Annotated in this window: 21 protein-coding genes; 8 read left to right on the forward strand and 13 right to left on the reverse strand. The window is 75.2% G+C overall.

Features of this window, described 5'->3' with window-relative positions; translation table 11 throughout:
• The first annotated feature begins 21 nt into the window (after nt 1-21).
• Nucleotides 22-378, forward strand: a complete 357-nt coding sequence (locus BJ968_RS06690) for an arsenate reductase ArsC (RefSeq protein WP_179756315.1) — start codon at nt 22-24, stop codon at nt 376-378.
• A gap of 110 nt (nt 379-488) precedes the next feature.
• Here BJ968_RS06690 and BJ968_RS06695 read toward each other — a convergent pair whose 3' ends face one another.
• The 4 genes from BJ968_RS06695 to BJ968_RS06710 form a co-directional block, all read right to left on the reverse strand.
• Entirely contained in the window at nt 489-1,370 is an 882-nt protein-coding gene (locus BJ968_RS06695; protein WP_179750323.1) for a universal stress protein, read from the reverse strand.
• Nucleotides 1,371-1,481: 111 nt separating this feature from the next.
• Nucleotides 1,482-1,949, reverse strand: a complete 468-nt coding sequence (locus BJ968_RS06700; RefSeq protein ID WP_179750325.1) for an Lrp/AsnC ligand binding domain-containing protein — start codon at nt 1,947-1,949, stop codon at nt 1,482-1,484.
• 11 nt (nt 1,950-1,960) lie between these two features.
• On the reverse strand, nt 1,961-3,397 hold the full coding sequence (locus BJ968_RS06705) for a gamma-aminobutyraldehyde dehydrogenase (RefSeq protein ID WP_179750327.1): 1,437 nt from the start codon (nt 3,395-3,397) through the stop codon (nt 1,961-1,963).
• Nucleotides 3,397-5,325 (reverse strand): primary-amine oxidase, encoded by a 1,929-nt coding sequence (locus BJ968_RS06710; protein ID WP_179750329.1) that lies wholly within the window; start codon nt 5,323-5,325, stop codon nt 3,397-3,399. Before BJ968_RS06710 ends, BJ968_RS06705 begins: the two co-directional genes overlap by 1 nt.
• 179 nt (nt 5,326-5,504) lie before the next feature.
• Between BJ968_RS06710 and BJ968_RS06715 the strand changes: the two genes are divergently transcribed.
• Nucleotides 5,505-7,049: an amino acid permease gene (locus BJ968_RS06715; RefSeq protein ID WP_179750331.1), complete on the forward strand. Its 1,545-nt coding sequence runs from the start codon at nt 5,505-5,507 to the stop codon at nt 7,047-7,049.
• 118 nt (nt 7,050-7,167) lie between these two features.
• On the opposite strand, the gene BJ968_RS06720 is transcribed toward BJ968_RS06715, so the two are convergent.
• Both BJ968_RS06720 and BJ968_RS06725 read right to left on the reverse strand, forming a co-directional pair.
• Nucleotides 7,168-8,265 (reverse strand): amidohydrolase family protein, encoded by a 1,098-nt coding sequence (locus BJ968_RS06720; protein ID WP_179750333.1) that lies wholly within the window; start codon nt 8,263-8,265, stop codon nt 7,168-7,170.
• Nucleotides 8,262-9,302, reverse strand: coding sequence for an SIS domain-containing protein (locus BJ968_RS06725; protein ID WP_179750335.1), 1,041 nt, complete (start codon nt 9,300-9,302; stop codon nt 8,262-8,264). Before BJ968_RS06725 ends, BJ968_RS06720 begins: the two co-directional genes overlap by 4 nt.
• Nucleotides 9,303-9,388: 86 nt before the next feature.
• Here BJ968_RS06725 and BJ968_RS06730 point away from each other — a divergent pair, with 86 nt between their 5' ends.
• Entirely contained in the window at nt 9,389-10,267 is an 879-nt protein-coding gene (locus BJ968_RS06730; RefSeq protein ID WP_179750337.1) for an SIS domain-containing protein, read from the forward strand.
• Between the two features lie 23 nt (nt 10,268-10,290).
• Here BJ968_RS06730 and BJ968_RS06735 read toward each other — a convergent pair whose 3' ends face one another.
• From BJ968_RS06735 to map, 4 genes are all read right to left on the reverse strand, one after another.
• Nucleotides 10,291-10,782 (reverse strand): hypothetical protein, encoded by a 492-nt coding sequence (locus tag BJ968_RS06735; protein ID WP_179750339.1) that lies wholly within the window; start codon nt 10,780-10,782, stop codon nt 10,291-10,293.
• 60 nt (nt 10,783-10,842) lie between these two features.
• Nucleotides 10,843-12,417, reverse strand: coding sequence for an FG-GAP and VCBS repeat-containing protein (locus BJ968_RS06740; RefSeq protein WP_179750342.1), 1,575 nt, complete (start codon nt 12,415-12,417; stop codon nt 10,843-10,845).
• 198 nt (nt 12,418-12,615) lie between these two features.
• On the reverse strand, nt 12,616-13,227 hold the full coding sequence (locus BJ968_RS06745) for a TetR/AcrR family transcriptional regulator C-terminal domain-containing protein (RefSeq protein WP_179750344.1): 612 nt from the start codon (nt 13,225-13,227) through the stop codon (nt 12,616-12,618).
• A gap of 110 nt (nt 13,228-13,337) precedes the next feature.
• A complete protein-coding gene (gene map / locus BJ968_RS06750) occupies nt 13,338-14,105 on the reverse strand; it encodes a type I methionyl aminopeptidase (protein WP_179756317.1) in 768 nt (255 codons plus the stop codon).
• 59 nt (nt 14,106-14,164) lie between these two features.
• Here map and BJ968_RS06755 point away from each other — a divergent pair, with 59 nt between their 5' ends.
• From BJ968_RS06755 to argG, 4 genes are all read left to right on the forward strand, one after another.
• The gene (locus tag BJ968_RS06755) at nt 14,165-14,446 is read left to right on the forward strand and encodes a helix-turn-helix domain-containing protein (protein WP_179750346.1); all 282 of its coding nucleotides are present in this window, start codon (nt 14,165-14,167) and stop codon (nt 14,444-14,446) included.
• Nucleotides 14,443-15,762, forward strand: a complete 1,320-nt coding sequence (locus BJ968_RS06760) for an FAD-linked oxidase C-terminal domain-containing protein (RefSeq protein ID WP_179750348.1) — start codon at nt 14,443-14,445, stop codon at nt 15,760-15,762. Before BJ968_RS06755 ends, BJ968_RS06760 begins: the two co-directional genes overlap by 4 nt.
• Nucleotides 15,763-16,003: 241 nt before the next feature.
• Nucleotides 16,004-17,623: a Na+/H+ antiporter gene (locus tag BJ968_RS06765; protein WP_179750350.1), complete on the forward strand. Its 1,620-nt coding sequence runs from the start codon at nt 16,004-16,006 to the stop codon at nt 17,621-17,623.
• 38 nt (nt 17,624-17,661) lie between these two features.
• Nucleotides 17,662-19,074 carry an argininosuccinate synthase gene (gene argG / locus BJ968_RS06770; RefSeq protein WP_179750352.1) on the forward strand — a complete coding sequence of 471 codons (1,413 nt, stop codon included), beginning with the start codon at nt 17,662-17,664 and terminating at the stop codon, nt 19,072-19,074.
• 75 nt (nt 19,075-19,149) lie between these two features.
• Here the strand turns inward: argG and BJ968_RS06775 are convergent, their stop codons facing one another.
• Nucleotides 19,150-20,058, reverse strand: coding sequence for a dienelactone hydrolase family protein (locus tag BJ968_RS06775; RefSeq protein ID WP_179750354.1), 909 nt, complete (start codon nt 20,056-20,058; stop codon nt 19,150-19,152).
• A gap of 187 nt (nt 20,059-20,245) precedes the next feature.
• Here BJ968_RS06775 and BJ968_RS06780 point away from each other — a divergent pair, with 187 nt between their 5' ends.
• Nucleotides 20,246-20,857, forward strand: a complete 612-nt coding sequence (locus tag BJ968_RS06780; RefSeq protein ID WP_179750355.1) for a TetR family transcriptional regulator — start codon at nt 20,246-20,248, stop codon at nt 20,855-20,857.
• A 109-nt stretch (nt 20,858-20,966) separates the two neighbouring features.
• Here BJ968_RS06780 and BJ968_RS06785 read toward each other — a convergent pair whose 3' ends face one another.
• Nucleotides 20,967-21,647, reverse strand: coding sequence for an NADPH-dependent F420 reductase (locus BJ968_RS06785; RefSeq protein ID WP_179750357.1), 681 nt, complete (start codon nt 21,645-21,647; stop codon nt 20,967-20,969).
• Between the two features lie 68 nt (nt 21,648-21,715).
• Nucleotides 21,716-22,180 (reverse strand): YbaK/EbsC family protein, encoded by a 465-nt coding sequence (locus BJ968_RS06790; protein WP_179750359.1) that lies wholly within the window; start codon nt 22,178-22,180, stop codon nt 21,716-21,718.
• Nucleotides 22,181-22,210 lie beyond the last annotated feature (30 nt).

The raw sequence follows: 22,210 nt of genomic DNA on the forward strand, positions 1-22,210 counted from the left end.
CACAACGCCGGCCGGTCCCAGATGGCCGCCGGCTGGCTGACCCACCTCGCCGGGGACGCCGTCGAGGTCCGCTCCGCCGGCTCAGCGCCGAAGGACTCCGTCAACCCCTCCGCGGTGGCGGCGATGGGTGAGGTCGGCATCGACATCTCCGACCAGAGCCCGAAGGTCCTCACCCCCGAAGCCGTCGAGGCCTCCGACGTCGTCATCACCATGGGCTGCGGCGACGCCTGCCCCTTCTACCCCGGCAAGCGGTACCTGGACTGGCAGCTGGAGGACCCCGCCGGCAAGGGCGTGGAGGCCGTGCGCCCCATCCGCGACCGGATCCGCACCCTCGTCGAGCAGCTCCTCGCGGAACTGGTGCCCGCCGGGGACCGCTGACCCACCGGCCGCGGACCGGGACCGGTCCACGCCGGGGCGGGACCGGTGCAGTCGTCGGCGACGACGAACACCCGCGGTGCGCCCCGCCCGGCGTCCCGGGACGCCGGGCGTCAGGCGCCGGTGAGCGCCGGGTGCCCCACCGGGGGGACCTGCACGCGCTGCCGGTCGCCGGGCTCACCGGTGGGCACGGGGGGCCGTGTCGAGGGTGGGGGCACCAGCACGACGGGTGAGCGCAGCGTCCGCACCGGCAGGTCCGGCACCGCCCCGGCCGCGACCACGAGCAGGTCCCCCACGCTCAGCCGCCGCGGGACGACGTCGGCGAGCGGGCCCTCGACCACGTCGGCGTGCACGGGGCGGTGGGTGGCCGCCGACAGCCGCGCCCGGGCGGCGTGGTGCCGGCCGGCGGCGAGCAGGTGGGCGTGCCGCCGCTCCGCCTCGGCGGACCCCGGCTCCGGTGGACGCGCCCGCCACGTGGTCAGCAGCCGCAGCGGCAGCTCCCGGTCCGCGGCCCAGGCCGCGACGGCCCCGTCGGTCGCGGTGTCGGCGGCGTCGGCGGTACCGGTGGCGTCAGCGGTGTCGGTGGCGTCGGTGGCGACGACGACGCGGCGGGCCGGGGTCAGGACGGCCTGCGGCCCCACGAGGACCACGGGCACGGGGCAGCGGGGCAGCACCGCGCCCAGGACCGGGCCGGTCCCCGGGCCCAGGGGTGCGACGTCGCGCCCGCAGCCCAGGACGAGCTGGGTGCTGTCGGCGGCGGCCACGAGCAGCGCGCGGGCGGTGTCGTCGGTCGTCAGGGTCACGTCGAACCGCGGTTCGCGGCCGGCGACCCGCAGCAGCTCCTCCCCCAGCACCGCGTCGAGGTCGCGGTGCCCGGCGGCGGGCCCCAGCAGGACGTGCAGGGGCCGCCCGGTCGCGGCGCAGTCCTGCACGGTCCAGCGCAGGGCCCGCCGCGAGGCGCCCGAACCGGAGAAACCCACCGTCGTCGCGCGCACGCCGCCTCCTCGCGGTCGGGACCGGGAGCCGCGGTCGTCCCGGTGCTCCCCGATCCTCCCCCCGCGACGGCGGTCGCACAACGGGACGCCGGGGCGGTGACGGTCAGCGCGTCAGCGGGTGCCCCAGTCGTACAGCTGCTTGCGCAGCTTGAGGTAGACGAACGTCTCGGTCGCCTGCACCCCCGGGATGGTCCGGATCCGCGTGTTCACGATCTCCAGCAGCCCGTCGTCGTCCTCGCAGACCACCTCCGCGAGGACGTCGAAGGACCCCGCCGTCACCACGACGTAGTCGACCTCGGGCAGTTCGGCGAGCCGGTCGGCGACGACGCGGGTGTCCCCGTCGGCCCGGATCCCGATCATCGCCTGGCGGGCGAAACCCACCTGGACCGGGTCGGTGACCGCGACGATCTGCACGACGCCGCCGTCCAGCAACCGCTGGACGCGCTGCCGGACCGCCGCCTCGGACAGCCCGACGGCCTTGCCGATGGCGGCGTAGGACATCCGGCCGTCCACCTGCAGGACCTCGATGATCCGCTTCGCGACGTCGTCGAGGGTGGAGGTGGGCTGGCGGCCCGGCACGCGCCCCGTCCTCAGGAGTCGAGGTTGGCCATGACGTGCTTGACCCGGGTGTAGTCCTCGAACCCGTACATCGACAGGTCCTTGCCGTACCCGGACTGCTTGAACCCCCCGTGCGGCATCTCCGCGACGATCGGGATGTGGGTGTTGATCCACACGCAGCCGAAGTCTAGCGCGGCCGACATGCGCATGGCGCGGCCGAAGTCCTTCGTCCACACGCTGGAGGCCAGCCCGTACTTCGTGCCGTTGGCCCAGCGCAGCGCCTCGTCCTCGTCGGTGAACCGCTGCACCGTGATGACCGGGCCGAAGATCTCGTTCTGCACGACCTCGTCGTCCTGCGCCAGCCCGGACACGACGGTCGGCTGGTAGTAGAACCCGTTCGCCAGGTCACCGGTGCCCCGCGACCCGCCTGCGCCCAGGACGGCGTGGTCGGGCAGCCGGTCGACGAAGCCGGAGACCTGGGCGAGCTGGTTCGGGTTGTTCACCGGGCCCACCGCGGTGTCGGGGTCGTCCGGCAGGCCGATCTTCGTGTTGCGCGCCTGCTCGGACAGGGCGGCCACGAAGTCGTCGTGCACGCGGGGGGCGACGAGGACACGGGTGGCGGCGGTGCAGTCCTGACCGGCGTTGAAGTACCCGGCCGCGGCGATGGCCTCCGAGGCCGCGGCGACGTCGGCGTCGTCGAACACCACGACGGGGGCCTTGCCGCCCAGTTCGAGGTGGACGCGCTTGACCTGCTTGGAGGCCGACTCCGCGACCTGCATCCCGGCCCGGATGGACCCGGTGATGGCGACCAGGCCCGGGGTCGGGTGCTCGACGAGAGCGCGGCCGGTGTCCCGGTCGCCGCAGACGACGTTGAGCACACCGGGCGGCAGGATCTCGTTGGCGATCCTGCCCAGCAGGACGGTGGAGGCCGGCGTCGTGTCCGAGGGCTTGAGGACGACGGTGTTCCCCGCGGCCAGGGCCGGGCCGATCTTCCAGATGGCCATCATGAACGGGTAGTTCCAGGGCGTGACCTGGCCGACGACGCCGATGGGCTCGCGGCGGATCCACGACGTGTGCCCGGCGAGGTACTCCCCCGCCGACCGGCCCTCCAGGACGCGCGCCGCGCCGGCGAAGAACCGGAGCTGGTCGACCCCCGGCGGGATCTCGTCGCTGCGGGTCAGCGAGACGGGCTTGCCGGTGTTCTCCACCTCGGCGGCGACGAACTCCTCGGCGCGGTCCTCGATGGCGTCGGCGAGGTCGAGCAGGAACTTCTGCCGCTCGGCCGGGGTGGTGCGCCCCCACGAGCTGAAGGCCTTCTCCGCTGCGGCGTAGGCGGTCTGGACGTCCTGCGCGGACGAGCGCGGTGCCGTGGCGTACACGGCGCCGGTCGCGGGGTTCACGACGTCGGTCGTGGCGCCGTCCGCTGCGGGGACGGACTCGCCGTCGACGACGTTGAGGAGCGTCTCCATCAGTTCTTCTTCCCTCCGGTGGGCGGTCGGTGGCAGTGCGCCGCCGGGTTCGGCGGCAGGTCCAGGGCGGGGTTCCGGTCGAAGAACCCCGACGGTTTGAGCCGGAACACCACGGCGTCGGACGGCATGACGGGCCAGTCCTCCGGCCGCGGCACGTGGTGGATGCCGAACACGTGCCACAGCACGGTGTCGGTGTCCTCCAGCGGTTCGTCGTCGGCGGTCCAGCGGGTGATCCCCAGGTCCTCCGAGCTCTGGGTGGGGTGGTCCCCCGCGGGCCACAGCTCGTCGTCGTGGTGCCGGGTGACCCACACGTCGTGCCCGATGACGGGAGCCCGCAGGAACTGCGGGGCGTCGGGGGCGAACAGGTGCGGGATCGCGTCGGGCGTCACGAGCTTGTAGGCCGTCGGCGTGCCCCACGCGTTGGTGCGCCGGGTGCTGGCGACCTTCCAGACCCGCTGCCGCTGCTGGTCCACGTCGCGGCCGGACTCGCGCTCGGAGCGGACCGGGGTCGAGGTCGTCGCCAGCGCCAGCCCGTGCGGGTTGTCCGGTCCGGTGGGGACGACGTGGGTGTCGACCTCGTGGACGGTGGTGCGCGGTCCGTCGACGTCCAGGTCGAGCCGGGCGACGATGAAGTGCTGGTGGATCGGGGCGTAGGTGCGCTCGTCGACGAGCACCCCGGTGGCCGGGGTGGGCGCCCCCTCCGCGATCGGGGTGGTCACCATGATCCCCGTCGCGCGCACCTCGCACTCGATCGTGCCGTCGAGGTAGAGGCGCCAGTAGACGAGGTACTCGTAGTTGGCGACCGTGGCGTGGAAGGAGACCACCATCCGCCGCGAGCGCCGGACCTGGGTCCCGGCGTGCTCGTCGACGTGCTTCCACAGCACGGCGTCGTCCTCCTCGTGCAGGCAGACCGCCTGCGGGACGACGTACGGCTCGCCGCGGGAGTCGGCCAGGACGGCGTCGAGGTAGCGGATCTCGCCGAGGCAGTCGCAGCCCAGTTCCAGGGACGTCGTCATGTACCCCAGGCCCCACTCGCCGATGTCGTAGGCGGTGCGGCGGCGGTGCTCGAAGGAGGGGTCGCGGTAGGGGACGACCATCTCGGCGAAGGACATCCGGTAGCCGATCTCGCGGCGCTCGTCCCCGTCCACCCAGGCGAGCTGGTGCAGCACGAGCCCCTCGCGGTGGGTGAAGCCGATCCGCACCGACCAGTTCCGCCAGCGCAGCTCCCCGTCGTCGGTGACCGTGAACGACGGGCCCTCGGGCTGGGTGATCTCCAGGGGGCGCAGCGGCGGGGCGGGTTCGAGGCCGGTGAGCGCGGGGTCGTACTCCCCGCGCGTCGGGGCGTCGGGCACCACGGGGCCGTCCTCGACGTCGAGGAGCTCGAGGGTGTTGACGTCGACGACGAACTTCAGGCCGTTGACGGGGTGGGCGTAGGGGTTGCCGCCGGGTGTCCCGCGGCGCCAGACGTCGACCCACCCGAGGCGGCGGTCGCGCCACTGCGGGGGCATGAGCGCGGCGCCGTAGGTCCAGGTGTCCAGGAGCACCAGGTCGAGGTCGGTGATGCCGCGCGCGGCGAGGGCCTGCACGACGCGGGGCTCGGTGCGCAGGACGCGGTCGACCTCGTGGAACTCGTCGAGGGTGAAGTTGGGCGTGGCCCCGGGCAGCGGCTCGAAGCGTTCGACGGTCCCGGCGACGAGGTCGACGACGACGTCGTGGGCGCGGTTGTCGGCGCGGTCCCACACCACCGAGCGGGCCCGCCGGGGCACCGGGTCGCCGGGGGCCCAGGCCAGGACGTCGGCCTTGGGCGGCTCGGCCAGGACGACCCCCGCGAAGCGCGTCGTCGGCGTCAGCCGGCCGCTCGCGCGGAGGACGTCGAGGTTGCGGCGGAACTCCTCCCCGCTCAGCGGGACCAGCGGGTGGTCGGGCACCACGGACCTCCTCCTTCGGTGGGCTCTGGGGTCAGTGTGTCGTCAACCTGAGCCTCGAGCAAGGGTGGACGACGGAAACCGTCGTCCACCACCCGGTAGACGACGGAATCCGCGAGCCTATCGCCGGCCGCTGCTAGTGTCTCCGAGTTCTGCACCCCCACCCGCGCACAGGAGGTCCCGTGCCCCGGACCGACCACCCCCCCGACGGACCCGTCACCTCCGGCCCCGCCGCCGGCAAGGGCCTGCAGCCCGGCGCCCTCGGCCTGTGGGGCAACACCGTCATCGGCCTGGGCGCGACCGCGCCCGCGTACAGCCTCGCCGCCACCCTCGGGTACGTCGTCCTCGCCGTCCACGACAAGGCCCCGGCGATGTTCCTCGTCGCCTTCGTCCCGATGCTCCTGGTCGCCGTCGCCTACCGCGAGCTCAACCGCGCGGCCCCCGACTGCGGCACCACGTTCACGTGGGGCACCAAGGCCTTCGGGCCGTGGGTCGGCTGGATGGGCGGCTGGGGGGTGGCCGTGTCGGCCGTCATCGTCCTGGCCAACGTCGCGGAGATCTCCGCGGTCTACACGCTGCGCTTCCTCGGCTTCGACGGCGCGGCCGAGGACCTCCTGCTGCGGACCGGCCTCGGGCTGGTCTTCATCGTCGCCATGACGTACGTCAGCTACCGCGGGATCACGATCTCCGAGCGCATCCAGAACGTCCTGGTCGTCGTGCAGTTCGCGGTGCTGGGGATCATCTCGGTCGGCGCCCTGTGGCTGGTGCGCTCCGGCGACGCCGGCGCGCAGGCCGTGCAGCCGCGGTGGGACTGGTTCTCCCCGTTCGGCGTGAGCGGGTCGGCGCTGGCCGAGGCCGTCATCCTCTGCATCTTCATCTACTGGGGCTGGGACGCCTGCCTGGCGGTGAGCGAGGAGACGCGGGACGCCGACCGGACGCCCGGCCGCGCGGCCCTGCTGGCCACCGTGATCCTCGTCGTGACGTACGTCCTGGTCGCCGTCGCCGTGCAGGCCTACGCCGGGTTCGGCACCACGGGCATCGGGCTGAACAACCCCGACAACGCCGACGACGTGCTGTCCACGCTGGGCGACCCCGTGGGCGGCGCCGTGCTGTCGGGGCTGCTGCTGGTCACCGTCGCGATCTCGGCGGCGTCCTCGACCCAGACGACGATCCTGCCCACGGCCCGCGGGACCCTGTCGATGGCCGTCTACGGCGCGCTGCCGCAACGGTTCGCGAACGTCCACCCCAGGTACCGGACGCCCTCCTTCGGGACGGTCGTCATGGGCGCGGCGGCCGTCGCGTTCTACCTCGTGCTGAGCCTGGTGAGCCAGAACGCGTTGCAGGACTCCATCGCCTCCCTCGGCCTGGCCGTCGCGTTCTACTACGGGATCACGGCGTTCTCGTGCGTCTGGTACTTCCGCCGGACGCTGACCCGCTCGGTCCGCGACTTCCTGCTGCGCGGGCTGTTCCCCGTCCTGGGCGGGGCCGCGATGCTGTGGGCGTTCGCCCGGAGCAGCGTCGACATGCTGGAGCCCGACTACGGTTTCACGACCTTCGGCCCGCTCGGCGGCGTGTTCGTCATCGGCATCGGGATGCTGGTGCTGGGGGTGCCGCTGATGCTGCTGTGCGCGGCGCGGCTGCGACCGTTCTTCCGGGGCCGGACGCTGGACGCGGACACGCCCGTCCTGGTGCCCGAGACGGGTGAGCCGCCCGTCGGCGGTCTCTGACCCCCACCCCCGCGCCGCGGGGACCGGGCGGCGGCCGGGGTCCCTCCCGGCCGCCGCCCTCGTCGTCGGCGGGGTGTCGTCGGCGGGGTGTCGTCGGCGGGGTGTCGTCGGCGGGGTGTCAGGTGAGGACGCGGTGCACGGTGAGGTCGTCGGTGAGGACGACCGCCCCGCCGCGGGCGCCGGGTTCGAGGTGGCCGACGTCGGTGCGGCCGAGCCCGCGGGCGGGCGTGGACGTGACCGCCGCGAGGGCGTCGTCGAGCTCCAGCCCCGCCCGCGTCACCGCGAACCGCAGCGCCCGGTCCAGCGTCAGGGTGCTCCCGGCGATCGAACCGCCCTCGACGAGGCGGGCCACTCCCCCCACGACGTCCACGTCCAGGTCGCCGAGCCGGTACCGGCCGTCCGCGGAGCCCGTGGCGGCCATCGCGTCGGTGACGAGGGCGACCCGCCCCGGCCCGGCCCGGTGCGCGGCGAGGGAGACCGTCAGCGGGTGCAGGTGGACCCCGTCGGCGATGAGCTCGACCGTCACCCGCTCGTCCTCCAGCAGCGCCGCGACCGGCCCGGGGTCGCGGTGGTGCAGCGGGGGCATGGCGTTGAACAGGTGGGTCGCCCACGTCGCGCCGGCCTCGACCGCCTCGCGGACGACGTCGGCGCCGGCCCCGGTGTGCCCGACCGCGGCGACCGCGCCGGCGGCGGCGGTGCGCCGCACGGCGTCCAGCCCCCCGGGCAGCTCGGGGGCGATCGTGACCACCCGCACGAGGCCGGTGCCGAGCAGCCGGTCGAGGTCGGCGGGGTCGGGGGTGCGCAGCAGCGCGGGGTCGTGGGCCCCGCGGTGGTCCGGGCTCAGCCACGGGCCCTCGAGGTGGACGCCGGCCAGGACGCCGTCGGCGACGAGGTCGGCGTAGGCGTCGAGGGTCGCGGCCAGCTCCTCGACGGGGCGGGTGACCAGGCTGGCGACGAGGGTGGTCGTGCCGTGGGCGCGGTGGGTGGCGACGACGGTGGCGGCGTCCTCGACGGGTCCCCCGAAGCTCGCCCCGCCCCCGCCGTGGCAGTGGACGTCGACGAAGCCCGGGACGACGTGGGCTCCCTCGACGGTCTCGTCGGCGGCGGGCGCCGGGCCCGTCCCGACCCGCAGCACCTCACCGCGCTCGAGCAGCGCCCAGCCGCCGGGCAGCACGCGCGCGCCGGTGCGGACGGTGCCCCGCGCCAGGACGGTCACCGGGTCTCCGTGACCTTGCGCAGACCCCGGGGGGCGTCGGGGTCCAGCCCCCGGGCCACGGCCATCTCCAGGGCCAGCCGTTGCAGCGGCACGATCTGCACGACGGGCGCGAGGTCCTCGGGGATCCCCGACGGCAGCGCGAGCCGGACGGTGGCCTGGGGGGCCAGCCCCGCGGGGGCCACCGCGCACACGTCCGCGCCGCGCTCGTGCAGGGCGGCCAGGACGGGGGTCACCGCCTCCCCGCCGGGCCCCTCGGGCACCACCGCGATGACGGGGCGGTCGGCGTCGACCATCGCCAGCGGCCCGTGCATGAGGTCGGCCGCCGAGAACGCCTGCGCCGACAGGTAGGAGGTCTCCATGAGCTTGAGCGCCGCCTCGCGCGCCGTGGGGTAGGAGTACCCGCGCGCGGTCAGCACGAGCCGGTCCACGAACCGGTACCGGGCGGCCACGTCCGGGACGTCGGGCGCGGCGACCGCCTGCGCCAGGAACCCCGGCACCGCGTGGGCGGGGGTGAGGTCCCCGCCGCGCCAGGCGGTGACCAGCAGCCACAGGGTCAGCAGCTGGGCGGTGTAGCTCTTGGTCGCGGCCACGGCCAGCTCGGGGCCGGCGTGGACGTCGAGGTGGTGCTCGGCGGCGGCGGCCAGCGGCGAGGACGGGTTGTTCGTCACGGCCAGGGTGGTGGCCCCGGCGCGGCGGGCCGCGGCGGTGGACTCCACGAGGTCCGGGGACCCCCCGGACTGGCTGACGGCGATCCACAGCACCCCGCGCAGGTCCGGGGTGGCGCCGTAGACGGTGAGGGTGGAGGTGGACGTCAGCCCGCACGGCAGCCCCAGGCCGACCTCCAGGAGGTACTTGGCGTACAGGGCGGCGTGGTCGCTGGTGCCGCGCGCGGTGAGCAGCACCGCGCGGGGGGCGGCCTCGCGCAGCAGGCGGGCGGTGCGGGCCAGGTCCCCGCCGGCGGCGGACAGCACCCGGTCGGCGACGGCGGGCTGTTCGGCGATCTCGGAGCGGACGAGGTGTCCGCGGGGGGTGCTCACGGCTGCTCCAGACGTCGAGTGGCGGAAGTTGACATGAAACTAGCCTTCGACGAAAAATTCCGCCAGACCCTCCCGGACGGAGCCCCGTGACCGCACCCGACCCCGCGTCCCTGCGCGCGCACCTGCTCGCCGCCGTGCCCTCGGCCACCGCCTCGGCCGCGCGCGTCCTGGCCGAGCTCCTCGACGACCCCGCCGGGGCCGCCCAGCTCACCGTCACCGACCTCGCCGCCCGGACCGGCACCAGCGAGGCCACCGTCGTGCGCACCGCCCGGTCGCTGGGGTTCGCCGGGTACCCCCAGCTGCGGCTCGCCCTGGCCGCCTCCGGGCCCCCGGCCGAACCGGCCGCCCTCCTCACCGGTTCCCCCGAGGACGCCGACGACCTCGCCGGGGTCGTCGCCCGGCTGGCCGCCCTGGAGAGCGAGGCGGTCCACGCCACCGCCCGCACCCTCGACCTCGACGCCCTCGACGCCGCCGCGCGGGCCGTCCACGCCGCCCGGCTGACCGACTGCTACGGGATCGGGACCTCCGGCCTGCTGGCCGCCGACTTCGACCACAAGGCCGTCCGCGTCGGTCTGACCACCCGCCTGCGGACCGAGGGGCACGCCGCCCTGGTCAGCTCCGAGACCCTGCACCCGGGGGACGTCGCGCTGGTCGTGAGCCACTCCGGCACCACCCCCGACGTGGTCGCCGCCGCCCGCCGCGCTCGCGAGCGCGGCGCCACCGTCGTGGCCGTGACGAGCGCGGCGGGGGCGGCGCTGGCGACCACCGCCGACCACGTCCTGCTCGCCACCGGGCGCGAGACCGCGTACCGCGCGGGAGCCACGGCCAGCCGCGCGGGAGCCACCCTGGTCCTGGACTCCCTGTACGTGGCCGTGGCCCAGCGGCTCGGGGAGGCGGCCACCGGGACCCTGCGCCGCACGTACCGCGCCGTGGAGGAACCCCGCCCGCGCCGCCGCACCCCCTGACCGGCCGCCGGGGAGGGCAGGGCTCAGGAGCCTCGCCCTCCCCGCGGGAGCGGGCCCGCGCAGGCGGCGACGACCTCGGCGCGCAGGGCCGCCGCAGCCGGTCCGGGCCCCAGGGCCAGGCAGGTGCTGCCCCGTTCGCTCCCCCCGCGCCAGGTGGCGGTGAGCAGCAGGCTCGTCCCGTCCGGCGCAGGAGCCGCCTCGACGTCGGCCGCGCGGGCGCTGAGCGCGGCACCGCCCGCGGGACCCGCCACCGCCAGGTGGAGTTCCCCGCCGTGGACGAACGCGGTGGAGACGGAGGCCGGCACGGGCGGCCGCGCCCGCCACCGGCTGCCGGCGACCCCCGGGGTGCGGGTCTGCACGAAACGGCGTCCCCGCAGTTCCCCCACCTGGTCACCGCGCTGCGCCCACGCGCGCGCCAGGGCCTCGCGCAGGGGCGCGTCGAGCCGGTCCCACCCGACGTCCTCGCTGGTCCGGGTCCCTGTCCCCGTCGTCGTCCCCGGTGTCCGTGCCGGCACGGGCGCACCTCCTCACGGGTCGGGACGCCCGCCCGGCGTGGCGCCGGAGGGGCGTCGTGGTCAGCGGCTCAGACCGCGGCCGTAGTGCACCGACGGGGAGTTCAGCGCGTTCGCGACGTTCGGGAACAGGCCCTGGTGCCACGTCGTGCGGGCGTGCGAGTTGCTCACCGCGCCGTCCTGGCCCGCGAACACCTCCACCGACCCGGCCGCCTGGAGCCCCCCGACGCGGTCGCCGGGGGCGCCGACGAGGACCTCGTCCCGGCCGTCGCCGTTCAGGTCCGCCCGTCCCAGGGACGTGCCGAACCAGTCGTTGGTGTTCCCCGCGTTCCGGTAGCCGTCCGCGGTGGAGGACAGGACGGTCCGGTCGGCCTCGTAGAAGGACTCGGCCCCGCCGTAGAAGACGTAGGCCGCGCCGGCGTCGCGGCCGAGGTCGACGTCCTGGCCCTCGGACCCGATGACGAGGTCCTCCTCGCCGCCGTGGCCGAAGGAACCGGCCACGAGGGCGGAGCCGAAACCGTCGCGGGCCCGCATGTCCCCGCCCGGGACCGCTCCCTCGACGAGGACCTGCGGCCGCGTCGTGTCGACGCCCCAGGCGTCGCCGCGCAGGACGGTGACGACCCCGGCACCCGGTTCGGAGACCACGGAAGCCTGCGGCGCCCCGATGGCGACGTCCTCGTGGTGGCTGCCCACGAAACGCCCGACGGCCAGGGTGACCCCGAAGCTCGGACGGGGTGCGCCGCCCGGCAGGTCGGTCGGGGTGACGGTGCGGCCGTTCACGGAGGTGATCCCGTCCTCGCCACCGTGCAGGAGGGTGATCCGTTGCGTCCCGGGGGATCCGGCGACGAGGTCGTCGAAACCGTTCCCCGTGACGTCGCCGGTCGCGACCGCGCGGCCGAACTGCGAGCCGTTCGCGGGGAAACCCTGCCCGACCTGCCCGTCGGTCCAGACGGAGTCCGGTTCGAGCACGGTGGAGTTCCCGTTCCACTCGTCCACCCCGCGCAGGACGCTGACGCTGCCGCCGCGGATCCCGCCGCTGGTGTCGCCGGGGGCGCCGACGGCCAGGTCGGCGCGGCCGTCGCGGTCGAAGTCGCCCGCGGCCAGGGCCCAGCCGAAGTCCTCGGACGTGCCCGCGGTGCCGGGGACCCCGGCACCCTGCCGGTACTCGCGGCTGCCGGTGGCGGTGAGACCGCCCGGGCCGCCCTTGAGGACGACGACGCTGCCGGCGCCGGTGGCACCGGAGCCGTTGCCCGGGACACCGACGGCGAGGTCGGCGTACCCGTCGCCGTCGAAGTCGGCCGCGGCCAGGGCGGTGCCGAAGAACTCGTGGTCCGAGGCGCTGCCGTCCAGCTGCGGGCTGTCGCCGTGCCACAGCTGGGTGCCGCCGGCGGACACGCCACCGAAACCGCCGTAGGAGACGGTCACGGTGCCGGCGTCGGCCTTGCCCCGGACGGCCTGGTAGGGCGAGCCGATGGCGAGGTCCTCGTACCCGTCGCCGTTGAAGTCGCTGGAGATGCCGACCCCGCCGTCGGCGTGCGCGGCGGGGGCACCGGCCACGGCACCGAGGCAGGTGGCCAGGACCCCGGCGGTCACCGCGGGGACGAAGCGTGATCGGGTCGTGGACGTGTTGCGCTGCATGTGTTCTCCCCCTGAGAACGTGGGCGCGCGACCGCAGGGCGATGCGCCGGACCCCCTGTCCGGTGCATCGCGGGTGGTACGTGGCGGGGTGGTGCGTTCCGCTCGGGCGGGCGCGCTCGGCGAGTGCCGTGACCGCAACCTAATGCTGTTAGGAAGAGCGGGTCAAGGGTTTCCGCGCCTCCGCCGCGCGGGACGTCCTCAGCCCGCGGCGCGGGCGGCCACCGCCTCCACCAGGTGCGCGAGCCCGGCCTCGAAACCCTCCTGGTCGATGGTCCGGCGGTCGCAGGCGCGCAGGGCCGCGACCAGCGCCGGGTACCTGCCCTCGTACTCCTCGGTCCGCCCGAAACCCCCGATGAAGGTCTCCACCGCCGACCCCAGCACCAGGTAGTCCAGGACGACGACGCTGCGCAGCGCCTCCTCCGGCGCGAGGCCGTGACGCAGCAGGGTGGCGAGCACCGCGTCGTAGACCCGCGGCGCCGACTCGGTGCCGATGGGGCGGCGCACGATGAGGACCGCGGCGCGGGGGTGCCGGGCGTAGGCGGCCCGGTAGGAGCGCGCGAAGGCGGTCAGCGCGCTCCGCAGGTCCGGGGCCTGCAGGGTCTCCAGGTCGATCTCGTCGTTGATGAGCTCGTGGACGGCGTCGACGATCTCCTCCTGCGAGGAGACGTGGCTGTAGAGGGAGGGGGCCCGCACGCCCAGGCGGTCACCGAGGGCCCGCATCGTCCAGCCCGGGCCGTTCTCGTCGATGAGTTCCAGCGCCGCCCGGGCGATGGTCGCGCGGTCGAGGGGGGCGGTCGAGGACCTGGGCATGGCGACTCCGTCCGGAGGGTTCCCCCTCACCTCCTGACGCCCCCGGTTCCCGGCGTCCGAAGCGTCAGGTTACGTCGGCCCGCCGGGACCGCGGGAGCGCCCCGCCCGGTTCAGGGCGCGGTGAGGACGACCGGCCCGTCGGCCGTCACCGCGACGGTGTGCTCCTCGTGGGCGCCGCGGCTGCCGTCGACGCTCCGCATCGTCCAGCCGTCGTCGTCGGTGCGGTAGGCGGGGTTCCCGCCGGCGGTGAACCACGGCTCGATGGCGATGACGAGGCCGGCCTGCAGCTTCAGGCCGCGGCCGGCCTTGCCGTCGTTGGGCACCGAGGGGTCCTCGTGCATCGTGTGCCCGACCCCGTGACCGCCGAACTCGGTGTTCACGCCGCAGCCGTGGGCGTGGCCGACGGCGCCGATGGCGGCGGAGACGTCGCCGACCCGGTTCCCCACCACGGCGGCGGCGATGCCGGCGGCGAGCGCCTCCCGGGTCGCGGCGACGAGTTCGGCGTCGCCGGGCCGGGGGGTGCCGACGCTGAAGGTCGTCGCGGAGTCCCCGGCCCAGCCGTCGAGCACGGCGCCGCAGTCGACGCTGAGCAGGTCGCCGTCGCGCAGGACGTAGGGGCCGGGGATGCCGTGCAGCACGGCGTCGTTGACGGAGGCGCAGATGACGCCGGGGAAGGGGGTGTCGGCGAACCGGGGCTGGTAGTTCAGGAAGGGCGACGTGGCACCCGCACCGAAGATCACCTCGCGGGCGACGGCGTCGAGCTCGTCGAGCCGCACCCCGGGCGCGGCGTGCTCGCGCACGGCGGCGAGCGCCCGCGCCACGACCCGGCCCGCGGCGCGCATGGCCTCGAGTTCGCCGGGCGTCTTGAGTTCCACCATCGCCATCCCCTTCGGTATTCTTATCCCGGTACTTCTATCCCGGTATTAGTATCACGTCCATGGTCCGGCCCCCGCTGCCCGAAGAGGTGCGCGCCCGCGGGCGCCGCCTCGGCGAACTCCTGCGCACCGCCCGCGGCGAGCGCACCGTCCCGCAGGTCTCCGCGCTGTCCGGCGTCCCCGCCGAGACGCTGCGCAAGATCGAGGCCGGCCGCATCCCCACCCCGGCGTTCTTCACCGTCGTCGCGCTCGCCGACGCGCTCGACCTGCCGCTGGTGCAGGTCGTCGAGCACTGCACGCCACCGGCGATCCCCGTCGAGGGCCCCGCGGAGGGGGTGGCGTGAAGCTGCTGGAGGACCTCGCCGCGCGCGAGGCCGCGGCGACCGACCGCTCCGGCCACCGCCCCGACACCCTCCCCGACGGCGTCGTGCGGGCGACGTGCGTCGACGACGTCGTCGAGACGCTGCGCTGGGCCAGCGCCCACCGCACCCCCGTCGTGCCCCGCGGCGCCGGGACCGGGCTGGCCGCCGGGGCCAGCGCGCGGGCCGGGGAGGTCGTCCTCGACCTGTCCGGCCTGGACCGCATCGTGCAGCTCCGGCCCGACGACCAGGTCGCCGTCGTCGAACCGGGCGTGCTGACCGCCGACCTCGACGCCGCCGCGGGCGAGCACGGCCTGTTCTACGCCCCCGACCCCGCCAGCGCCGCGATCTCCACCGTCGGCGGGAACATCGCCACCAACGCCGGCGGCCTGCGCTGCGCCAAGTACGGCGTGACGCGCGAGTCCGTGCTGGGCCTGGACCTCGTGCTCGCCGACGGGCGGCGGCTGTCCACGGGCCGGCAGACCGTCAAGGGCGTCGCCGGGTACGACCTGACGAGCCTGGTCGTCGGTTCCGAGGGCACGCTCGCGGTCGTCGTCGGCGCCACCCTGCGGCTGCGGCCCCGGCCCGCCGAGACCGCCACCCTCGCAGCGCACTTCGACGACGTCGTCGCAGCCGCCGCCGCGGCCTCGGCGATCACGTCGGCCCGGCTGCAGCCGTCCGTGCTCGAACTCGTCGACGCCGTGACGCTCGAGGCCGTCGACGCGGCGCGGGGTTCGTCGCTGCGCTCGCGGGGAGCCGCGGTGCTCGTCGTGCAGTGCGACGGCCGGGGCGCGGTCGCGGACACCGCGGCCGTCGGCGAGGTCGTCGCCCCCTTCGCCACGTCGTGGAGCTCGACGACCGACCCCGCCGAGGCCGAGGAGCTGCTCGCCGCCCGCCGCGCCGGGCTGCCCGCGCTGGAGGCCACCGGCGACGTGTTCATCGAGGACGTCTCGGTGCCCCGCTCGAAGCTGGCCGAAGCGGTCTCCGGCGTCCAGGCCATCTCGGCCCGCACCGGCGTGCGGATCGCGACCATCGCCCACGCCGGCGACGGCAACCTGCACCCGATCGTCGTCGTCGAGCGCGGCGCGACGGTGACCGAGGGCCCGCCGTGGGAGGCCGCGTGCGCGGTGTTCGACCTGGCGCTGAGCCTCGGCGGCACCCTGACCGGCGAGCACGGCGTGGGGCTGCTGAAGCGGACGTGGCTGCGGGCCGAGCTCGGGCAGGACAGCCTGGACCTGCAGCGCGGCCTCAAGGCCGTCTTCGACCCGCTGGGCATCCTCAACCCCGGCAAGGCGATCTGACCCCTCCCCCACTGCCCCCTTCCCCCGCTGACCCCCTCCCCGCTGCCTCCCTCCCCCGCGCAGAGCACGCTTCGGGCCCTCCCGGGCCCTTGCACGGGGCCCGAACAGTGCTTCGCGCCCTCCTGGGGGTCCAAGGAGGGCGGGGAGGGGTGCAATGGGGAGGGCGGGGAGGGTGGGCCCGGCGAAGGTGGCACCAGCACGCCCTGGCACAACGGGCCGGGGCGGACCACCATGTCGGGCCGTGGAGACCAACGCGCTGCTCGTCGTCGTCGTGGGGCTGGTCGCGCTCGCCCCGGCCCTGTCCCGGCAGGTCCGGCTGCCCCCGCCCACGGTGCTGTTCCTGCTGGGCTGCCTGCTCGCGGTCGTCCCGGCCGCCGGGGAGGTCGTCGTCGAACCGGACCTGGTGCTGCTGGTCCTGCTGCCGGTGATCCTGCACTGGGAGGCCTACACGACGTCGGTGCAGCACGCCTGGCGCTACCGGCGGGCCATCCTGCTGGCCGCGGTCCCCCTCGTCGTCGCCACGGCCGCGGCCGTCGCCGCCATCGGGCACGCCCTGGGGCTGCCGTGGGCGACGGCGTGGGTGCTGGGCGCGGTGCTGGCCCCCACCGACGCCAGCGCCGTGGCCGCCTTCGGCCGCGCCCTGCCGCCGCGGCTGATGACGATGCTGCGCGGGGAGAGCCTGGTCAACGACGGCACCGCGCTGGTCGTGCTGGCGGTCGCCGTCGCGGCCGCCGGCGGCGAGCGGGTCACCGCCTGGTCGGCGCTGGGCGACCTGGCCTGGTCGTACGCGGGCGGGATCGCCGCCGGGGTCGTCGTCGCGTGGCTGGCCCTGTTCCTGCTGCGCCGGGTGAGCGACCCGCTGGTGCTGGGGGCGGTCTCGGTCGTCGAGCCGTTCGCGGCCTCGGTGCTGGCCGAGGAGGTCCACGCCTCGGGGGTGGTGGCCGTCGTGGTGTGCGCGCTGGGGATCAGCCGGCAGACCCGGCGCCTGGTGGGCGCGCGCGGCCGGCTGCAGGTCGGGGCGTTCTGGGAGATCACCACGTGGCTCGTCAACGGCGGCCTGTTCGTGCTCGTCGGCCTGGAGGCGCGTTCGCTGTTCACCGGCGCCGGCGGCGGGTCGCAGGCGGCGCGGCTGGTCGGCGAGGGGGTGCTGCTGGCGCTGACGACGTTCGCGACCCGGCTGCTGTGGATGCTCGTGACCCCGCACCTGGTGCGGGCCCTGGACCGGCGCCCGGCGCAGCGGGCGCTGCGGGTCGGCTGGCGCACCCGGGTGGTCTCGACGTGGGCGGGGATGCGGGGGTCCATCTCGCTGGCGGCGGCCCTGTCGATCCCGCTGAGCGCCGGCGCCGGGCCCTTCCCCGGCCGCGAGGAGGTCCTCGTGCTGACGTTCGTCGTCATCGGGTTCACGCTGCTGGTGCAGGGGGCGACGCTGCCGGCCGTCATCCGCTGGGCGCGCGTGCCGGTGCCGGACGCCCTGGAGGAGCAGACGGCCTACGAGCGGGCGTACGCCCGGCTCAGCGAGGTCGCCCGCACGGAGCTGGACGCGGCGGACGGGCGCGCAGGGGTGTCGGCGGAGGTGGTGGAGGCGCTGCGCGACCACGTCACCGACGGCTCGCCGCTGGGCGCGCACCTGGACCAGCGCGAGCTGCGCGCGCTGCAGCTGCAGCTGCTGGCCCTCAAGCGGGAGGCGCTGGCGGACCTGGTGGCCGACGGGCTGCTGGAGGACACCCAGATGTGGCGGCTGCAGGAGCGCCTGGACCGGGACGAGACGCGGCTGCTGGCCGAGGAGGAGGTGCCGCTGCTGCGGGCGGGGGGCCGGTACCTGCACGCGCCGCCGCCGCAGCGGGAGGCTCCCGTCGACTGACTTTGAATGTTCATGCAGGGGTGTGCATACTGTTCCGCATGTCCAAGGTGCTCACGTCCCTGCCCGCCGGCGAGCGCGTCGGCATCGCCTTCTCCGGCGGTCTCGACACCTCCGTCGCCGTCGCCTGGATGCGCGAGAAGGGCGCGGTACCGTGCACCTACACCGCGGACATCGGCCAGTACGACGAGCCCGACATCGACTCCGTCCCGGGCCGCGCGTCGGCCTACGGCGCCGAGCTCGCGCGGCTCGTCGACTGCCGCGCCGCGCTCGTCGAGGAGGGCCTGGCCGCCCTGACCTGCGGCGCGTTCCACATCCGCTCCGGCGGCCGCAGCTACTTCAACACCACGCCCCTGGGCCGCGCGGTCACCGGCACCCTGCTGGTGCGGGCGATGCTCGAGGACGACGTCCAGATCTGGGGCGACGGGTCCACCTACAAGGGCAACGACATCGAGCGGTTCTACCGCTACGGCCTGCTCGCCAACCCCGCCCTGCGCATCTACAAGCCGTGGCTGGACGCGGAGTTCGTCACCGAGCTCGGCGGGCGCACGGAGATGTCGCAGTGGCTGCAGGCGCGCGACCTGCCGTACCGCGCGAGCACCGAGAAGGCGTACTCGACCGACGCGAACATCTGGGGCGCCACCCACGAGGCCAAGCGGCTGGAGCACCTCGACGTCGGCGTGGAACTCGTCGAGCCGATCATGGGCGTGCGGTTCTGGGACCCCGCCGTCGAGATCGCCCCCGAGGACGTGACGATCGGTTTCGAGCAGGGCCGTCCCGTCTCGATCAACGGCACGACCTTCGACAGCGCCGTGGACCTGGTGCTGGAGGCCAACGCCGTCGGCGGCCGGCACGGGCTGGGCATGTCCGACCAGATCGAGAACCGCATCATCGAGGCCAAGTCCCGCGGCATCTACGAGGCGCCGGGCATGGCGCTGCTGCACGCGGCCTACGAGCGCCTCGTCAACGCCATCCACAACGAGGACACCGTCGCCAGCTACCACAACGAGGGCCGCCGCCTGGGCCGGCTCATGTACGAGGGGCGCTGGCTGGACCCGCAGTCGCTCATGCTGCGCGAGTCCCTGCAGCGCTGGGTCGGCAACGCCGTCACCGGGACCGTCACCCTGCGGCTGCGCCGCGGGGAAGACTACTCGATCCTCGACACCTCGGGCCCGGCGTTCAGCTACCACCCCGACAAGCTGTCGATGGAACGCACCGAGGACTCCGCCTTCGGCCCCGTCGACCGCATCGGCCAGCTGACCATGCGCAACCTCGACATCGCCGACTCCCGCGCCAAGCTGGAGCAGTACGCGGGTCTGGGCATGGTCGGCAGCTCGCAGGTCAGCCTCATCGGCGCCCTGGAGTCCGGTGGCGCCGAGGCCATCGCCTCGCGCGGGCGGACCAGCGAGGACGAACTGCTCGACGCCGCGGCCATGGAGTCCGGCACCGACTGACCCGGCGCACGCGCAGGCCCGGCGGGGTTCCCCGCCGGGCCTGCGCGCTGTCCGGACCCGTTGCCGCGCAGCCGGTCAGTACGGGCAGTTGCTGCGGTACTCGCTGATGGTCGTGGTGATCGACGGCGCCGGGCACAGGAACTGGCTGTACCGGGTGTCGTCGTCCACGAACCGCTTGAGCCAGGAGATGCTGTACGAGGCGATGGTGGTGTTGGACGAGTTCGGGGCGAAGTGGCTCGCGCCGCGCAGTTCCAGGTACGCCTTCTCGGTCGTCGAGGGCAGCGACTGGTAGAACGGCTCCGAGTGCGAGGTCACCGGGGCGACGGTGTCGTCCTGCGCCCCCACGATGAACGTCGGGGTGGTGATCTCCGGCCACGTCTTGTCGAGGTTCCACGGGGTCAGGCCGATCGCCGCGCGCAGCGACGGGCGGTCCTTGGCGGCCTCCAGGGTGCCGCCGCCACCCATCGAGTGACCCACCACCGCGATCCGGCTCGCGTCGACCCGGCTGCGGACGCTGCTGCTGCCGGTGAGGTAGTCGGCGGCCGCGAGCAGCTCGTCGCCGCGGGTGGCCGGCTGGTCGTAGCGGCTCAGGGTGTCGATGGTGAACACCACGAAACCCTGGGACGCCAGCCGCGGCCCCAGCCAGGCGATGCTGGACTGGGTGGCCGTGTAGCCGGGGGCGATGACGACCCCGCCGAACGTGCCGGCCGTCGTGGAGGTCGGGTAGTAGATCGTGCCGCCGCCGAAACCCCGGGCCGAGAAGCTCGAGACGGTGGTCTGCGCCGTGGCGAACGAGCCGCGGGTGGCCTGGATGCTGGACGTCGTGGGCGCCGGGCCGCGCTCGTAGGGGTTGTCCGCGGCCTGCGCGGGCTGCGCGGCGAGCAGCGGCAGGGTCAGGGCGAACGTGGTCGCGGCGAGCGAGGCACGCACGCGGCGGGTGCCGCGGCGCGGGGTGCGGTCGCTGGTGGGGGTGGTGCGCGGCATCGGGGTTTCCTCTCGGGGACCGACGGGGGGTACGGGCCCGCGCGGACGGAGCCGCCGGGGACGCGACGTCGTGACCCCGAGCACCTCCACCGGGCCGGCCGGGCTCACGCTAACTTTGCCTCACCACGTGGTCAAGCAAGTCCTGCGCGCCGCCCGGCGACCTCCCCGCCGCGGCTACCCTTCCCCCGTGCCACCCCCCGCAGACGACGGCCCGCCGGCCGAGGACGGCCGCCGGCTGCGCTACCGGCACCGCCGCGAGGAACTCCTGCAGGCGGCCACCGAGCACGTCGTCGAGCAGGGCCTGGCCCACGCCTCGCTGCGCCGCGTCGCCGAGGGGGTCGGCGTCAGCCACGCCGCGCTGCTGCACCACTTCGGCTCCCGCGAGGGGCTGCTCGCCGAGATCGTCGAGCGCGTCCTGACCCGCGCCTTCAGCGCCCCGGGCCTGCACGAGGGCGACCCCGAGGGCGGGCCGCTGCGGGCGCTGTGGCACCACGCCACCGCCGAGCCGGGCGAGCGCCACGTCCGGCTGTTCCTGGCCATCACCGGCCAGGCGCTCTACGACGACGGCCTCGCCGCGACGGTGCGGCGGTCCGTGCGCGAGCGCAGCGACCTCGTCGCCGCCGGGTTCGCGGCCGCCGGCGCGGACCCCGCGACGGCCCGGTCGCTGGGCACCCTCGTCCTGTCGACCATGCGCGGGCTGCTGCTGGACCGCCTGGTCACCGGCGACACCGCCCGCGTCGACGCCGCGTTCGAGGGGTTCGTGCGCGGCCTGGAGGCGGCGTACCCGCGCCGCCCCTGACGCCCCCGGGAGCAGCGGGAGCCCCCGAACCGCGCGTCCCCCCGGACGGGCCGGTGCCGGCCGTCCGGGGGGACGCGGGTGGGACGCGGGTGGGACTGGGTGGGACGGCTCAGCGGATGGAGCGGTCCGCCTCCTCGAGCCGGGCCTGCAGCTCCTCGCGGGTGCGCCGACGCGGCTCGGCGGGGTCCCCGCTCTCGGTGTAGACCCCCGCGTACGCGGGCTGGTCGCGCTGGAAGCGCCAGCTGTCGGCCAGGCTCCCGGTGTCGAAGACGTCGTAGCCGATGGCGTCGAGGAACTCGGCGACCACGCGCTCGGCCTCCTCGTCGTCCCCGGCGATCGTCAGGGTCGTGCGGTCCGCCGCGCCCGCGGGGCGCTGCAGCTCCCCGAGGTTCTGGGCGAAGATGTTGTTGAACGCCTTGACGACGCGGGCCCCCGCGAAGTGGCGCTGCACGAGCTCGCTGGTGGTCAGCTCGTGGCTGTCCAGGACGGCGATGTCGCCGTCGCGCTCGGGGTAGTAGTTGCAGGTGTCGATGACGACCTTGCCGTCCAGCAGCCCGGCCGGCAGGTCCTGGACGCGGCCCAGGGGGATGGTGACGACGACGAGGTCCCCCGCCTCGGCGGCCTCGGCGGTCGTCGCGGCGCGCGCCCGGGGGCCCAGCTCTCCGACGAGGCCGGCCAGCGACTCCGGGCCGCGGGAGTTGGCGATGACGACGTCGTGACCGGCGTCCACCGCGAGTCGCGCGAGGACGCTGCCGATGTTGCCGCTGCCGATGATTCCGATGACGCTCATGACTGCTGCAAGGCGCACCGCGCGGGGAGCATTCCGGCACCTCACCCGGACGGGTGGGCCGGGACCGCTCAGGCGACCCGCACGGGCTCGGCGTCGCACATCCGCACGAGCTCGGCGAAGGTCGTGGGGAACACCGCGTGCGGGGTCCCGGCCGCGGCCCACACGACGTCGTAGCGCAGCAGGTCGACGTCGATGACGGTGCGCAGGTGCTGCGGGTGCCCCACGGGGGAGACCCCGCCGACGGGCTGCCCCGTCGCGGCCCGGACCACGGGCGCGCGGGGCCGGGTGAGCTCGCGCGCGCCGAGCGCGGCGGCCGTGGCGGTCACGTCGACGCGGTGCTCGCCGCTGGTCAGCACGAGGACCGGTTCGTCGTCGGCGAGGAACACGAGGCTGTTCGCGATCGCGCCGACCGGGCAGCCGAGGACCTCGGCCGCCTGGGCGGCGGTGCGCGCCGGGCTCGTCAGCTCGACGACCTCGCCCCGGGCCCCGGCCTCGCGCAGCGCCCGGGCGACGACGACAGCGTTGCGGTGCACCAGGACTCCTCGGGTCGCGGGGTGGCTCGG

The organism is Kineococcus aurantiacus (genome assembly GCF_013409345.1).
In the GTDB taxonomy this organism is placed as follows: domain Bacteria; phylum Actinomycetota; class Actinomycetes; order Actinomycetales; family Kineococcaceae; genus Kineococcus; species Kineococcus aurantiacus.

Excerpts from the sequence above, each read along its gene's own strand:
- BJ968_RS06755 (WP_179750346.1), top strand. The coding sequence starts at position 14,165 with ATGGTCCGGCCCCCGCTGCCCGAAGAGGTGCGCGCCCGCGGGCGCCGC.
- BJ968_RS06740 (WP_179750342.1), bottom strand. The coding sequence starts at position 12,417 with ATGCAGCGCAACACGTCCACGACCCGATCACGCTTCGTCCCCGCGGTG.
- BJ968_RS06775 (WP_179750354.1), bottom strand. The coding sequence starts at position 20,058 with ATGCCGCGCACCACCCCCACCAGCGACCGCACCCCGCGCCGCGGCACC.
- BJ968_RS06705 (WP_179750327.1), bottom strand. The coding sequence starts at position 3,397 with ATGGAGACGCTCCTCAACGTCGTCGACGGCGAGTCCGTCCCCGCAGCG.
- BJ968_RS06785 (WP_179750357.1), bottom strand. The coding sequence starts at position 21,647 with ATGAGCGTCATCGGAATCATCGGCAGCGGCAACATCGGCAGCGTCCTC.
- BJ968_RS06690 (WP_179756315.1), top strand. The coding sequence starts at position 22 with ATGGCCGCCGGCTGGCTGACCCACCTCGCCGGGGACGCCGTCGAGGTC.
- argG (WP_179750352.1), top strand. The coding sequence starts at position 17,662 with ATGTCCAAGGTGCTCACGTCCCTGCCCGCCGGCGAGCGCGTCGGCATC.
- map (WP_179756317.1), bottom strand. The coding sequence starts at position 14,105 with ATGGTGGAACTCAAGACGCCCGGCGAACTCGAGGCCATGCGCGCCGCG.
- BJ968_RS06745 (WP_179750344.1), bottom strand. The coding sequence starts at position 13,227 with ATGCCCAGGTCCTCGACCGCCCCCCTCGACCGCGCGACCATCGCCCGG.